Origin of the sequence: Streptomyces sp. BA2, from assembly GCF_009769735.1 — a bacterium.
Taxonomy (GTDB): domain Bacteria; phylum Actinomycetota; class Actinomycetes; order Streptomycetales; family Streptomycetaceae; genus Streptomyces.
The window spans coordinates 1,152,363-1,164,220 of sequence record NZ_WSRO01000002.1 but is presented as its reverse complement, the minus strand read 5'-3'; the positions used below and the strand labels follow the sequence as shown (position 1 = coordinate 1,164,220).

Sequence of the window (11,858 nt, the reverse complement as noted above, 5' to 3'; positions counted from 1 at the left end):
CCCTCAGCCGCGCGCCCTGACGTGGAGATCCAGCCCCTTCGTCCCCGGCGCCTCCACGCCCGGCAGCAACCGCATGTCGTGGTCGTAGTCGCCGCCGACGAGCGAGCGGAACGGGACCGGCTCATCCGTGAAGAGCCCGGCGAGGCGTCGCGCGTACTCCCGCTTCGCCGCCGCGAACTGATCCTCCGGCAGCTCGTTGGCGGCGTACACCGCGAACGGCTCCAGGGGCGCCATGCCGGTGAACCAGAACAGGCCGTGCTGCACCGGATGCAGGACCTCCGCGAGACGCCCGTGGATCCCCCGCTCGGAGAACGACGACTCCCGGGCACCGACCGTCACCGACACCAGCGCACGGCGCCCCGCCAAGGCGCCCTCGCCGTAGGGCGGTGGGAGCGCGGGGCCGTAGCCGAAGCCGCTGGTGAAGACGCGGTCTATCCAGCCCTTCAGAATCGCCGGGGCCGAGAACCACCACATCGGGAACTGCAGGATCACCGCGTCGGCACGGCGCACCTTCTCCTGCTCCGCCGCGATGTCGGGCGAGAGGCGGTCCGCAAGGGTGTCCCGCTCGGAGGCGGCCATCACGTGCAGTCGCCGGTCCGCGACGTGGCCGGGGAAGTCGTCGGCGTCCACCGTCGCCTTCCACTTCATCGCGTAGAGGTCGGACACCTGCACCTCGTGCCCGGCCGCGCGCAGCTCGTCGACGGCGAAGGCGGCCAGCGACGCGTTGAGCGAGCGGGGTTCCGGGTGGGCGCTGACGACGAGGATCTTCTTGTGCTGGGGCGTGGCTTCGTTCATGACGCCACGTTCTCCCGGCGCGGGCGGCGCAGCCAGAACCCTGTGCGACCGTCGGAACGCCGATCCTGGTACTGCGAGGGCCACGCATACTTGATCCATGGACGGCGGGGACCACATGACGAACGCGGATCACATGACGAACAGTGACGGGATCGGCGACACCCGGCGGGCACTCGGCGGATTTCTGCGTGCCCGCCGCGGGCGGGTCGCGCCGGAGCATGTCGGGATCGCCGGGGGACGCCGCCGACGGGTGCGCGGGCTGCGCCGCGAGGAGCTGGCCCAGCTCGCCGGGATCAGCGTGGACTACTACGTACGTCTCGAACAGGGCCGGGCGACCCAGCCGTCCCCCGAGGTGCTCGACGCGCTCGCCGGGGCGCTCGGACTCGACGCCGCGGAGCGCGGGCACCTGACCACGCTGGCCGCTGCTCGGCGCGACCCCGCGCCCACGGCCCGGGTCAGCCCTCTGCTGCGGCGGATCCTGGACTCCATGGCCGGGTTCCCGGCCTTCGCGACGGACCACCGCCTCGACGTGGTCGCCTGGAACAGCCTCGGCGCCGAGCTGATCGGCGGCCTCGCCGAACCGCGGCGCCGGAACCGGAACAACGCGCGTTTCCTCTTCCTCGACCCCGCGTCGCGCGACGTCCACCCCGAGTGGGAGGCCAGGGCGGCGGAGGCCGTGGGCCAGCTGCGGGTGGCGGCGGGGCGTTACCCCGAGGACCCGGAGCTTGCCGCGCTCATCGCGGAACTGGCCGCGCGCAGCGCCGAGTTCCGGCGGATCTGGGACAGCGGCGAGGTCGTGATGTGCGCGGCGGGCCGCAAGCGGCTGCGGCATCCGGTGGCCGGTCTTCTCGCCCTGGACTTCGAGAGCCTGCATGTGCCGGCCGCGCCCGGTGAGACGGGCCTGGTGGTGCACGTGTTCAGCGCCGAGGAGGGCAGCGCGGAGAGCGACGCGCTCGCGGCCCTTGCCAAGGGCCTGACTCATGCCGCCGTGCCCGCCGGAGCCGCCCCTCACTCCTGAGACGGCACGTCCTTCACCTGCCGCGGACGGCGAAGGCGCGGTACACCGGCAGTCGCCGGTGTACCGCGCCTTGTCGGTGTGGCTGGGTTACTTCGGCAGGTTCGCCTCGATCGCCGCGACGACCTCGGGGGCGTCCGGCTCGGTCTGCGGGGAGAACCGGCCGACCACGTCGCCGCTCGCGTCGACGAGGAACTTCTCGAAGTTCCAGCGGATGTCGCCGGTGTGCCCCTCGGCATCCGCCGTGCCCACGAGGTTCCCGTACAGCGCGTGCCGGTCGTCGCCGTTCACGTCGACCTTCTCGGTCATCGGGAAGGTCACGCCGTACGTCGCCGAGCAGAACTCGGCGATCTCCTCGGACGTACCGGGCTCCTGGCCCATGAACTGGTTGCAGGGCACGCCGAGGACCGTGAAGCCACGGGCCGCGTACTTCTCCTGAAGCCGCTCGAGGCCCGCGTACTGCGGGGTGAGCCCGCACTTGGAGGCGACATTGACGATCAGGACGGCCTTGCCCAGGTACTGGCCCAGGTCCGCCGTGCCGCCCTGAAGGCTTTCGATCTTTACCGCGTCGTAGACAGACATGCTCCGGAGCCTACGCTCCAGCGGGTCGGTCACATCCCAGTAGCCGTCCGGTTCAGGCGTCCGCAGGCGACCAGTTCGACGGTTGTGGCCACCGCGATCGCCTGGATAGCCATGAGGGCGATCAGCACGAACAGCTGGACCGCGCCCGCGAGGACGGGGGACGCGCCGCCCAGGAGCATGCCGACGAAGGCTCCGGGGAGTGTGACCAGGCCGACCGTGCGGGTCTGGTCGAGTCCCGGCAGCAGGGCGTCCGACGCGGCGGGGCGGATCACCTCGAGGCGGGCGTCCCGGTCCGGCAGGCCAAGGGCCAGGCCGGCCTCGAACTCGCCGTTGCGGGAACGGAGTTCATCCAGGGCCCGGCGCCCGCCGAGCACCGTCGCGGTCAGCGCACCGCCGATGAGGATGCCCGTCACGGGGATCATGGCGATGCCCTTCACCGGCAGCAGACCGGCCAGGGTCAGCCCCGCCACCACCGGGACGACCGGCCCCGCGATCGGCAGCGCCGCCCACCACCAGGAGCCGTTGGCAGTGATGCGGCGCCCCGCCGTACGCGCGGCGACCGCGAACATCAGGAGCAGGAAGGCGAAGAGCGCCACGACGTGGTGGATCACCCAGCCGATCACCAGGGACACCACGCCCAGCTGCACGGCGGCCCGCACCCCTGCCACGAGGATCTCCCGCGCCCTGCCGTACGAGCCGTCGGGGGAGAGGCGGAACACGGCTGCCGTCGTGGCGGCGGCGAGCAGGAGGACGAGGAGCACCACGCCGAGCGTCGCGTTGACCGGAAGCAGGGCCTGAGCAGCGAGATCACGCACCCGCCCACCCTAGGCGGCGCCGCGGCCCGCGGATCAGGGAAAGCGCCTGAAATCGATGATCGGAACTCGTGCGTCCGGGGTCGTCGCGGGCGGGCCCGGTCTGTGAGGATGCGGGAAGAACATGCGATGCCGGACGAGCAAGTAACGCCGGAAGAAAGAAGGGCTGACCTCATGGCGCAGCAGGTACAGGGCGTGATCGCGCGCGCGAAGGGCGAGCCGGTACGGATCGAGACGCTCGTCGTGCCGGACCCGGGGCCCGGGGAAGCCGTGGTGAAGGTGCAGGCCTGCGGGGTCTGTCATACCGACCTGCACTACCGCGAGGGCGGCATCAACGACGACTTCCCCTTCCTCCTCGGCCATGAGGCGGCGGGCGTCGTGGAGTCGGTCGGCGACGGTGTCACGGAGGTCGCGCCCGGCGACTTCGTGATCCTCAACTGGCGTGCGGTGTGCGGCCAGTGCCGCGCGTGCCTGCGCGGCAGCCCCCAGTACTGCTTCGCCACGCACAACGCCAAGCAGAAGATGACCCTCACGGACGGCACGGAGCTCTCGCCCGCGCTCGGCATCGGTGCCTTCGCGGAGAAGACCCTCGTCGCCGCCGGGCAGTGCACCAAGGTCGACCCGGCCGCATCGCCCGCCGCGGCCGGACTCCTCGGCTGCGGAGTCATGGCCGGTATCGGCGCCGCCATCAACACCGGCAACGTGGGCCGAGGCGACTCGGTCGCCGTCATCGGCTGCGGCGGCGTCGGCAACGCCGCGGTGGTGGGCGCGCGCCTCGCCGGAGCCGCGAAGATCATCGCCGTCGACATCGACGACAAGAAGCTTGAGACCGCGAAGGGCCTCGGCGCCACGCACACCGTCAACTCCCGTGCGGCGGACCCGGTCGAGGCGGTCCGTGAGCTGACCGGCGGGAACGGCGCCGACGTCGTCATCGAGGCGGTCGGCCGCCCGGAGACCTATGAACAGGCCTTCTACGCCCGCGACTTGGCGGGCACGGTCGTCCTGGTCGGCGTGCCCACACCGGAGATGCGCATCGATCTGCCGCTCCTCGACGTCTTCGGGCGCGGCGGCGCGCTCAAGTCGAGCTGGTACGGGGACTGCCTGCCCTCACGCGACTTCCCGATGCTCATCGACCTCTACCAGCAGGGGCGCCTCGACCTCGACGCGTTCGTCACGGAGACGATCGCGCTGGCAGACGTGGAGAAGGCGTTCGAGCGGATGCATCACGGGGACGTCCTGCGTTCGGTGGTGGTCTTCTGATGGCGGCGCGCATCGACCACGTGGTCACGTCGGGCACGTTCTCCCTCGACGGGGGCACCTGGGACGTCGACAACAACGTATGGATCGTGGGCGACGACAGCGAGGTCGTCATCATCGACGCGGCGCACGACGCGGACGCCATCGCGGCGGCGGTCGGCGGGCGCCGCGTCGTCGCGATCGTGTGCACGCACGCCCACGACGACCACATCGACGCGGCCCCGGCCCTCGCCGACCGTACGGGCGCGCCGATTCTGCTGCACCCCGCCGACGCGGAGCTGTGGAAGCGGACGCACCCCGACCGCGCACCCGACGGCGAGCTGTCCGACGGGCAGGAACTCGCCGTGGCGGGCACGGAGTTGAAGGTCCTGCACACCCCGGGCCACTGCCTGGGCGCCGTCAGCCTCTACGCGCCCGCACTGGGTACGGTCTTCACCGGCGACACGCTCTTCGCGGGTGGTCCCGGAGCGACGGGCCGGTCGTTCAGCGACTTCCCGACCATCGTCGACTCGATCAGGGACCGCCTCCTCACCCTGCCCCCGGAGACGGTGGTGCGGACCGGGCACGGCGACAGCACGAGCGTGGGCGCGGAGGCGCCGCACCTGGAGGAGTGGATCGCCCGCGGTCACTGACCGACCGCGCTTACAACGGCCCCGCGTGGTTCACCGCGCGGGGCCTTTCGCGTACTGGCCCTGCTCCGCGATCTCCGATAAGTTAGGCAAGGCTTACCTAATGGAGGTTGAAGGATGGGTGTCCGTCACGCCAGCACGACCGTGCCCACTGCAGCGGCACGCGCTCGCTCACTGCTCACCACCGCGTGGTCCTGCGCGGTGACCACGGAGATCGGCAGGGATGAACTCGTCGGCGCGCACAGCGTCACGCCGGAGGGCATCCTCCTGCTGTCCCCGCCGCCCGACAGCGCGCTGGCCACCGCGATGATCTGCGCGCCCCGCGGCGAACCGTCCACCCTGGTGGAGTTCGCCGACGTCGCCCCCGTACCGGTCAGGGACCGGATCCGGGCCCGGCTGTGGCTGTCGGGGTCACTGGTACCCGACGGAGAGGGGTTCAACTTCGCGCCGACCTGCGCCGTACTGCACGACTCCACAGGCGGCCGCATCGGCATCGACCTCGACGAACTCGCCCTGGCCGCGCCCGACCCGCTGGCCGAGGCCGAGGCGCGTCTGCTCACCCATCTCGCCGACGCGCACGAGGACGCCGTCGAGCAGCTGACCCGGCTCGTGTGCGCGGACAGCCTGCACGGCGTGGTCCGCGTACGCCCGCTCGCCATCGACCGTTACGCGCTCACACTGCGCCTGGAGAAGGCCCGCAGTCAGGCGGACGTCCGGCTCGCCTTCGACGAGCCCGTCGAGGACGTGTCCCAGGTGACCGAGCGCATGCACATCCTGCTCACGAAGGCCCGGCACCTGCGCCGCCCCCTACTGCGCCCCACGCCCCCCGACGCCTGAATTCGCCGACCTCATGGACCGCAGCGCGAGTACGAGCACGCCGATGTCATCGAGAAACACCGGGTCCGGCAGCAGATCGGCCGGCAGGACGAGATAGGCGACCGCCCCCCAGAACACCCACTGGCGCTCGACGGGCAGTCCCGCCGCGCGCAACGTGCGGCGCGTGCGGACCAGACGTACGAGCAGCGCGATCGCGACCGCGAGTGTCGCGGCCACCAGGACCGCGCCGGCAACAAGGAGGACCGTGACTTCCGTGCTCATCAGACCCTGACCTCCGTCCTGCGACGTACGCGACGTCCTGTGCGGGCACTCGGCCCAGGCTATGGGTACCCGCGGGACGCCGCGCGAACATCCTGTCCCGCCCTCATATGACGGACGTCCCGCTCCCCGACGACGGACTTTCTGCCCTCCCATGACGGACGATGGAGGCCGGCACCACCGCCAGCTCCTCCAACTCCTTCCCGGAAAGGCAGAGATGAGCCAGACGCTGATCTTGGCAGGGCGGGTTCTGACCGGGCCGCGTGGCCAGTACGTCACGGACGGCGCCGTACTGACAGAGGGCACCGACATCGTCGCCGCGGGCGCCCGAGCCGAGGTCGAGCCCCTGGCACACGGCGTGTCGCGCCGCTACGTGCTGCCCGATGCCACGGTGCTGCCCGGCCTCATCGACGCCCATGTCCACCTGGTGTTCGACGCGAGCAAGGACCCCGTCGCGGTCCTGGACGCGCACAGCGACACCACCCTCATGGCGGCGATGGAGGAGCGGGCGCTCCAGTTCCTGCGCAGCGGCGTCACCACGGTGCGCGATCTGGGTGACCGGGGCCGCCTCACCCTGCGGCTGCGCGAGGAGATCGCCGCGTCCCGGGTGCGGGGCCCGCGGATCGTCGCCGCCACGACGCCGCTGACCACGAAGGGCGGCCACTGCTGGTTCCTGGGCGGTGAGGTGGAGGGCGAGGACGAGATCCGCGCCCTGGTCCGGCGCAACGCCGAGCTCGGCGCGGACGTCATCAAGGTCATGGCCACCGGCGGCGGCCTCACCCGAGGCGGTCCCGCCACGTGGCAGTCCCAGTTCGACGCCCCCGAGATCCGCCTGATCGTCCGTGAGGCGCACCGGGCGGGACTGCGGGTCGCCGCCCATGGACACGGCACCGCGGGGATCGTGGCCGCCGTGATGGCGGGCGTCGACACCATCGAGCACTGCACCTGGATGACGCGCAAGGGCCTCGGCCTGCGCGAGGACGTCCTGGACGCCATCGTCGACAAGGGCATCCGGATCTGCCCCACCGTCAGCCCGAACTGGCGGATGCTGCCCATGTTCTTCGGCGCCGAACGGGCCAAGGCGCTGTTCGACCAGGTTCGCACGATGGCGGAGCACGGCGCGCGGCTGATCGCCGGGACGGACGCGGGAGTCCAGCGTGCGGGCTGCGACGGCCTGGCCCAGAGCCTCGGCTTCTACCAGCACCTTGGCATCGAGCCCGGCCGCGTCATCGACATGGCGACCACGGAGGCGGCCGACGCCCTGGGCATCGCCGACCACGTCGGACGCCTGGCCGCGGGCTATCGCGCCGACCTGATCGCGGTGCACGGCGATCCGCTCAGGGACGTGGAGGCCCTGGGCGACGTACGCCTGATCATGGCGAACGGCAAGATGGTGGACCATGAGTGAGCAAGCTGCCCGTCCCACGAAGCCCCTTTCCGTAGAGCCCGTTCCCGCCGAGCCCGTCCAGGCGCTGATCGTCGTCGACATGCAGGCCGCCTTCGTCACCGGCGGCGGCGCCGTGCCCGAAGCGGCCCGCGTCCTCGACCGGACGACCGACCTGATCACCCGGGCCCGCGCGGCCGGCGCCCTCGTCGTCCAGCTCCAGAACGACGGTGAGCCGGGAGCCGTCGACGAACCCGGCACTCCCGGCTGGCAGATACACCTCCCCGCGGACACCGACCGGGGCGAGAGGGTCCTGCGCAAGACCGTCGACGACGGCTTCGAGGAGACCGGGCTCGCGGACCTGCTCGCCGAAGCGGGTGTGCACGACCTGGCCCTGTGCGGGGTGCAGTCCGAGATGTGCGTGCTTGCGACCGCGCGTACCGCCCTGGAGCTGGACTTCCGTGTCGTCCTGCCGCACGACGCGCATGCCACGTACGACATCCCGGCCGCCGAAGGCATCAGCGACCTGGTCCCGGCGGCGATGGTGTCCCGGGTGGCCGAATGGGCCCTCGGCGACGAGGTCGAGATCGTCGCGAGGGCCCGGGACGTCGACTTCACCAAGCCCTAGCGGGCGGTGTACGCGCCGTCCACCAGGTGGCAGCTGCCGTGGATGAACGAGGTCAGGCCGACGCGGGACCCAGATCGAAGACGCCGTACCCGAATCCCCGCGCCGTGACGAGGCCGCTCGCGGCCTCCACGCCCTCCGCCTCCAGCGCCCGTGGACCCGCCTCGCCCACGACATCGGTGGTGAAGGTCGCCGGTGCGCTGCGGGGATTGATCACCACGAGATGGCGCCCGCCCCTGACGTACACGAACGGATAGCCGCTGTGCAGCACCTCCACCGACCCGTCGGGTCCAAGGCCCGGCGTGGCCTTGCGCAGGGCGATCAGCCGGTGCACGAGGTGCAGCAGGGACCTCTCGTCGGCCATCTGGGCGGCGACGGTGGGGCGCCCCGGGTCGGGGTCGACGGGGAGGTAGAGGCGGTCGGCCCGCGCGGTGGAGAAACCGGCGTTCGCGCTGTCGTCCCACTGCATGGGGGTGCGTGAGCCCGCCCGGTTGTAGCGCGGGCCGAGCACGCTGCCCTCGGTGTCGGGCAGGCCCGGGATGTAGCGCATGCCGATCTCGTCGCCGTAGTAGATCGCCGGGAGGGTGGGCCAGGTGAGCTGGAAGGCGAACGCCGCCGGGAGCTGCTCGGCGGTGCGCGGACCGCAGTTGAGGCGGGAGAAGTCGTGGTTGGAGGTGGGCAGCGCGATGTGCCCTGCGCCACCGATGGCCTCACGCGCCGCCTGCCACGCCTCGACGAACGTACGGGGTGATCCCTTGCCGCTGGGGTCGAAGAAGCAGGCGAGCGGGTCCCACCCCTCGTTGTCGGTGCCTTCGCCGTTGTTCCACAGGGAGCGCAGGGGCCCGCCGTTGGTGGGGCCGCCGAACTGGAGGAAGAAGTCGGCGTGGAACCCGGCGGGCACCGACACCGCCGGATCGCCCCACTCCGAGAGAAGCACCGCCTCCGGGTGTGCGGCGTCCAGCCAGCCGCGCAGCTCGGTCCATACCCCCGCCGTCGCGCTGCGGTCCGGGTCGTCCTTGACGAGGGAGTGCGCCATGTCGACGCGGAAACCGGCGAGGCCGAGGCGCAGCCAGTGGTCCATGATGTCGCGCAGCGCGGCACGGTTGGCGCGCGGACCCTCGGCGTCCACGGACTGCCGCCAGGGCTCGGCCGGATCCATGCGCGCGTAACCGAAGTTGAGCGCGGGCTGGGAGTCGAAGAAGTTCGGCAGATACGCGCCGTGCCGATTCCCCGGGGACCGCACGAAACCGGCCGGACAGCCCTCGGCCGCCCAGATGTACCGGTGGTCGTCCGGGTCGCCGGCCGACGCGGTGAACCACGGATGCCGGTCGGAGGTGTGTCCGGCCACCAGGTCGAGCAGCACCCGGATGCCGCGCCGCTCCGCCTGTTCCACCACCTCGGCCAGGTCGTCGTCCGTCCCGTAACGGGGCGCGAGGGAGAGGTAGTCGGAGATGTCGTACCCGGCGTCGCGGAACGGCGATTCGAAGCAGGGGTTGATCCAGACGGCGTCGACACCGAGCCAGGCCAAGTGGTCCAGATGTTCCGTGATGCCGTTGAAGTCACCGATGCCGTCGCCGTCGGAGTCGGCGAAGGACTGCGGATAGATCTGGTAGAAGACGGCGTCGGAGAGCCAGGCGGGGGCGGGGCGGAACGAAGTCATGGAGCGGGTGCGACCTTTCCCTCGTACGGTGGCGGCTGAGACGGATCAGTCGTGTGCGGCGCCGATGAAACGCGGCGATTGTCCCCATGCGGGCGGGGGTAGGTCCGCACGGTGCTTTCCTTACCCAGCAATACCCCGCCGCTGAGCGATCACTTCGCTGCCGAGAGCTATCTGAGACTTCCGTCGCTCATCCCGCCGCCCCTGCTGGAGGAACTGACCCGCGAGGTCGACCGGTTGGAGAAGCTGGCCCTGCGCCGGGACTTCGCCATGGCGTCGACGGACGGCTCGCCCCGCCACATGACCACCCTCGGCGGCCACACCATCGACCGGGAATCCACGCTGATCCCATGCCTGTACCGCGACGGTGAACTCCTGGCCTGGCTCGGCAGGGTCGCGGCGCTGCCCGTGGCCGAGGTCGCCGACCCCCTGGAGCGGCACGTACTGAACATCCTGCACCGGCCCGGCGACACCCATGGCGCCCACACCGACGACTACCCCCTGGCCCTGGTGCTCTTCATCGAAGCCCCCGCGGACCCGGCCGACGGCGGCCTGCTGCACCGCACGCCGCGCACGGGCGGCCTGGACGCCCTGCACACCACCGCCGGCCGGGTGCACCACCAGCGCGGCGACGGCTACCTCCTGCGGGCCGACACCACGGCCCACCGCGTGACCGCGCTGCGCAGGCCGGGCGTCCGCCGCACGGTGCTGAACTTCGCCTACACCACCCCTGACCGGCAAATGGCGCGTACGCCATCGGCCGCCCAGTTGTACGCGCCCTAGAGGGGCAGCGCGCACACCGCCGTCGGAGCGGTGAACGGCTCGCCCGTCAGGCGTAGTCGGCCGCCTCTGCCCACCTGGAAGACGCTGACCGAGCTCGACTTCTGGTTGGCCGCGAACAGCAGCCGCTGGGATGGCGAGAAGGCGATGTGCCGGGGAAAGTTCCCGCCGACGGGGACCGTGTCGAGCAGCCGCAGACTGGCGCCGCCCGCTTCGATCGCGTACCTGGTCAGGCTGTTGTGCCCGCGGTTGGCGAGGAAGGCGAAGGTGCCCTCGCGCGTGACGAGCAACTGCGCCGGATAGCTGGTGCCTTCGCCCGTGCCGGTGGATTGCGGCGCGCCGGGAGCCAGCCGCCCGCTCGCGGGGTCGTACCCACAGACGACCACGGTGTTGTCGACCTCGTTGGCGAGATAGGCGAAGCGTCCCGAGGGGTGGAAGGTGAGGTGGCGTGGCCCGGCACCCGGTCGCAGGGTGGCGTACGAGACCTGGGTGAGCTTCCCCCTCTTCGCGTCGAGGCGGTAGCTGTAGACGGTGTCGTTGCCCAGGTCGACGGCGAGGACATGTCCGCCGTCCGGGCTCGTCACGATCTGGTGGGCGTGCGGGCCGTCCTGTCCCGGGCCGGGCGGCGGGTTGGAGTGGGTGACCACGTCACTCAACTCACCCAGCCCGCCGGAGCGTTGGACCGGATGGACGGCCACGCTCCCGGAGAGGTAGTTCGCGCTGAGCAGCCAGCGCCCGCTCGGGTGCACGGACAGATGACAGGGCCCGGCACCGCCGGTGCCACGCGCACCCAGAACCTCGGGTCCCGAGCGCGAGAGCGCGATCGCGGTCACGCCGCCCCGCTCCTGCTCGTTGACGGCGTAGAGAGTCCTGCCCGAGGGGTGGAGACAGAGGTAGGAGGGGTCGGGTACGCCGGTGAGGGCGCCGGTGCCGGTGATGTGTCCCGTGGCTTCGTCGTACGTCGCGAGTCCGAGGCCGGTGCCGCCGTCGGGCTTGGTGGTGTACGTGCCGAGGAAGAGCGGGCGCGCGTACGGCTTTCCAGGGGGTGCGGCGGATGCGGTCGGCACGGACGCGGCGACGGCAGTGGCGGCGAGTGCTCCGATGAACCCGCGCCGCCCCCAGGCGTCCGCCGTGCGCTGCCCGTCGTTCTCACCGGTCATGCCAGCCTCCATGTCCGCACGTCACGCGTCGGTGGTGACGCATGTGGCAGACACAGTGGTATCCGAA

General features: G+C 71.5%; 13 protein-coding genes. 7 read left to right on the top strand and 6 right to left on the bottom strand.

The genetic code is table 11. The annotated features are described in order from the left end of the window. Window positions 1–3: 3 nt before the first annotated feature. A complete protein-coding gene (locus tag E5671_RS07880; RefSeq protein WP_160503123.1) occupies window positions 4–795 on the bottom strand; it encodes an NAD(P)H-dependent oxidoreductase in 792 nt (263 codons plus the stop codon). Between the two features lie 97 nt (window positions 796–892). Between E5671_RS07880 and E5671_RS07875 the strand changes: the two genes are divergently transcribed. Further along, window positions 893–1,813 carry a helix-turn-helix domain-containing protein gene (locus E5671_RS07875; RefSeq protein WP_237330127.1) on the top strand — a complete coding sequence of 307 codons (921 nt, stop codon included), beginning with the start codon at window positions 893–895 and terminating at the stop codon, window positions 1,811–1,813. Between the two features lie 87 nt (window positions 1,814–1,900). Here E5671_RS07875 and E5671_RS07870 read toward each other — a convergent pair whose 3' ends face one another. Both E5671_RS07870 and E5671_RS07865 read right to left on the bottom strand, forming a co-directional pair. After that, window positions 1,901–2,392, bottom strand: a complete 492-nt coding sequence (locus E5671_RS07870) for a glutathione peroxidase (protein ID WP_160503122.1) — start codon at window positions 2,390–2,392, stop codon at window positions 1,901–1,903. 29 nt (window positions 2,393–2,421) lie between these two features. After that, window positions 2,422–3,207 (bottom strand): ABC transporter permease, encoded by a 786-nt coding sequence (locus E5671_RS07865; protein WP_160503121.1) that lies wholly within the window; start codon window positions 3,205–3,207, stop codon window positions 2,422–2,424. A gap of 171 nt (window positions 3,208–3,378) precedes the next feature. Between E5671_RS07865 and E5671_RS07860 the strand changes: the two genes are divergently transcribed. From E5671_RS07860 to E5671_RS07850, 3 genes are all read left to right on the top strand, one after another. After that, window positions 3,379–4,464: an S-(hydroxymethyl)mycothiol dehydrogenase gene (locus tag E5671_RS07860; RefSeq protein ID WP_160503120.1), complete on the top strand. Its 1,086-nt coding sequence runs from the start codon at window positions 3,379–3,381 to the stop codon at window positions 4,462–4,464. Then, window positions 4,464–5,093: an MBL fold metallo-hydrolase gene (locus E5671_RS07855; protein ID WP_160503119.1), complete on the top strand. Its 630-nt coding sequence runs from the start codon at window positions 4,464–4,466 to the stop codon at window positions 5,091–5,093. Before E5671_RS07860 ends, E5671_RS07855 begins: the two co-directional genes overlap by 1 nt. A gap of 114 nt (window positions 5,094–5,207) precedes the next feature. Further along, entirely contained in the window at window positions 5,208–5,927 is a 720-nt protein-coding gene (locus tag E5671_RS07850; protein WP_160503118.1) for a DUF2470 domain-containing protein, read from the top strand. On the opposite strand, the gene E5671_RS07845 is transcribed toward E5671_RS07850, so the two are convergent. Continuing rightward, a complete protein-coding gene (locus E5671_RS07845; protein ID WP_160503117.1) occupies window positions 5,898–6,188 on the bottom strand; it encodes a DUF1232 domain-containing protein in 291 nt (96 codons plus the stop codon). The genes E5671_RS07850 and E5671_RS07845 overlap by 30 nt on opposite strands. Window positions 6,189–6,339: 151 nt before the next feature. Here E5671_RS07845 and E5671_RS07840 point away from each other — a divergent pair, with 151 nt between their 5' ends. Continuing rightward, window positions 6,340–7,593 (top strand): amidohydrolase family protein, encoded by a 1,254-nt coding sequence (locus E5671_RS07840; RefSeq protein WP_336605695.1) that lies wholly within the window; start codon window positions 6,340–6,342, stop codon window positions 7,591–7,593. Then, window positions 7,586–8,197 carry an isochorismatase family protein gene (locus E5671_RS07835; protein WP_160503116.1) on the top strand — a complete coding sequence of 204 codons (612 nt, stop codon included), beginning with the start codon at window positions 7,586–7,588 and terminating at the stop codon, window positions 8,195–8,197. Before E5671_RS07840 ends, E5671_RS07835 begins: the two co-directional genes overlap by 8 nt. 52 nt (window positions 8,198–8,249) lie before the next feature. Here E5671_RS07835 and E5671_RS07830 read toward each other — a convergent pair whose 3' ends face one another. After that, window positions 8,250–9,854, bottom strand: a complete 1,605-nt coding sequence (locus E5671_RS07830; protein WP_160503115.1) for an alpha-amylase family glycosyl hydrolase — start codon at window positions 9,852–9,854, stop codon at window positions 8,250–8,252. Between the two features lie 111 nt (window positions 9,855–9,965). Between E5671_RS07830 and E5671_RS07825 the strand changes: the two genes are divergently transcribed. Beyond that, window positions 9,966–10,634 carry a HalD/BesD family halogenase gene (locus tag E5671_RS07825; RefSeq protein ID WP_160503114.1) on the top strand — a complete coding sequence of 223 codons (669 nt, stop codon included), beginning with the start codon at window positions 9,966–9,968 and terminating at the stop codon, window positions 10,632–10,634. Here the strand turns inward: E5671_RS07825 and E5671_RS07820 are convergent. Then, window positions 10,631–11,791: a lactonase family protein gene (locus tag E5671_RS07820; protein WP_160503113.1), complete on the bottom strand. Its 1,161-nt coding sequence runs from the start codon at window positions 11,789–11,791 to the stop codon at window positions 10,631–10,633. The two genes, E5671_RS07825 and E5671_RS07820, sit on opposite strands and share 4 nt — an antisense overlap. Window positions 11,792–11,858 lie beyond the last annotated feature (67 nt).

Excerpts from the sequence above, each read along its gene's own strand:
- E5671_RS07875 (WP_237330127.1), top strand. The coding sequence starts at position 893 with ATGGACGGCGGGGACCACATGACGAACGCGGATCACATGACGAACAGT.
- E5671_RS07830 (WP_160503115.1), bottom strand. The coding sequence starts at position 9,854 with ATGACTTCGTTCCGCCCCGCCCCCGCCTGGCTCTCCGACGCCGTCTTC.
- E5671_RS07850 (WP_160503118.1), top strand. The coding sequence starts at position 5,208 with ATGGGTGTCCGTCACGCCAGCACGACCGTGCCCACTGCAGCGGCACGC.
- E5671_RS07845 (WP_160503117.1), bottom strand. The coding sequence starts at position 6,188 with ATGAGCACGGAAGTCACGGTCCTCCTTGTTGCCGGCGCGGTCCTGGTG.
- E5671_RS07835 (WP_160503116.1), top strand. The coding sequence starts at position 7,586 with ATGAGTGAGCAAGCTGCCCGTCCCACGAAGCCCCTTTCCGTAGAGCCC.
- E5671_RS07820 (WP_160503113.1), bottom strand. The coding sequence starts at position 11,791 with ATGACCGGTGAGAACGACGGGCAGCGCACGGCGGACGCCTGGGGGCGG.
- E5671_RS07880 (WP_160503123.1), bottom strand. The coding sequence starts at position 795 with ATGAACGAAGCCACGCCCCAGCACAAGAAGATCCTCGTCGTCAGCGCC.
- E5671_RS07840 (WP_336605695.1), top strand. The coding sequence starts at position 6,340 with ATGACGGACGATGGAGGCCGGCACCACCGCCAGCTCCTCCAACTCCTT.
- E5671_RS07855 (WP_160503119.1), top strand. The coding sequence starts at position 4,464 with ATGGCGGCGCGCATCGACCACGTGGTCACGTCGGGCACGTTCTCCCTC.
- E5671_RS07870 (WP_160503122.1), bottom strand. The coding sequence starts at position 2,392 with ATGTCTGTCTACGACGCGGTAAAGATCGAAAGCCTTCAGGGCGGCACG.
- E5671_RS07860 (WP_160503120.1), top strand. The coding sequence starts at position 3,379 with ATGGCGCAGCAGGTACAGGGCGTGATCGCGCGCGCGAAGGGCGAGCCG.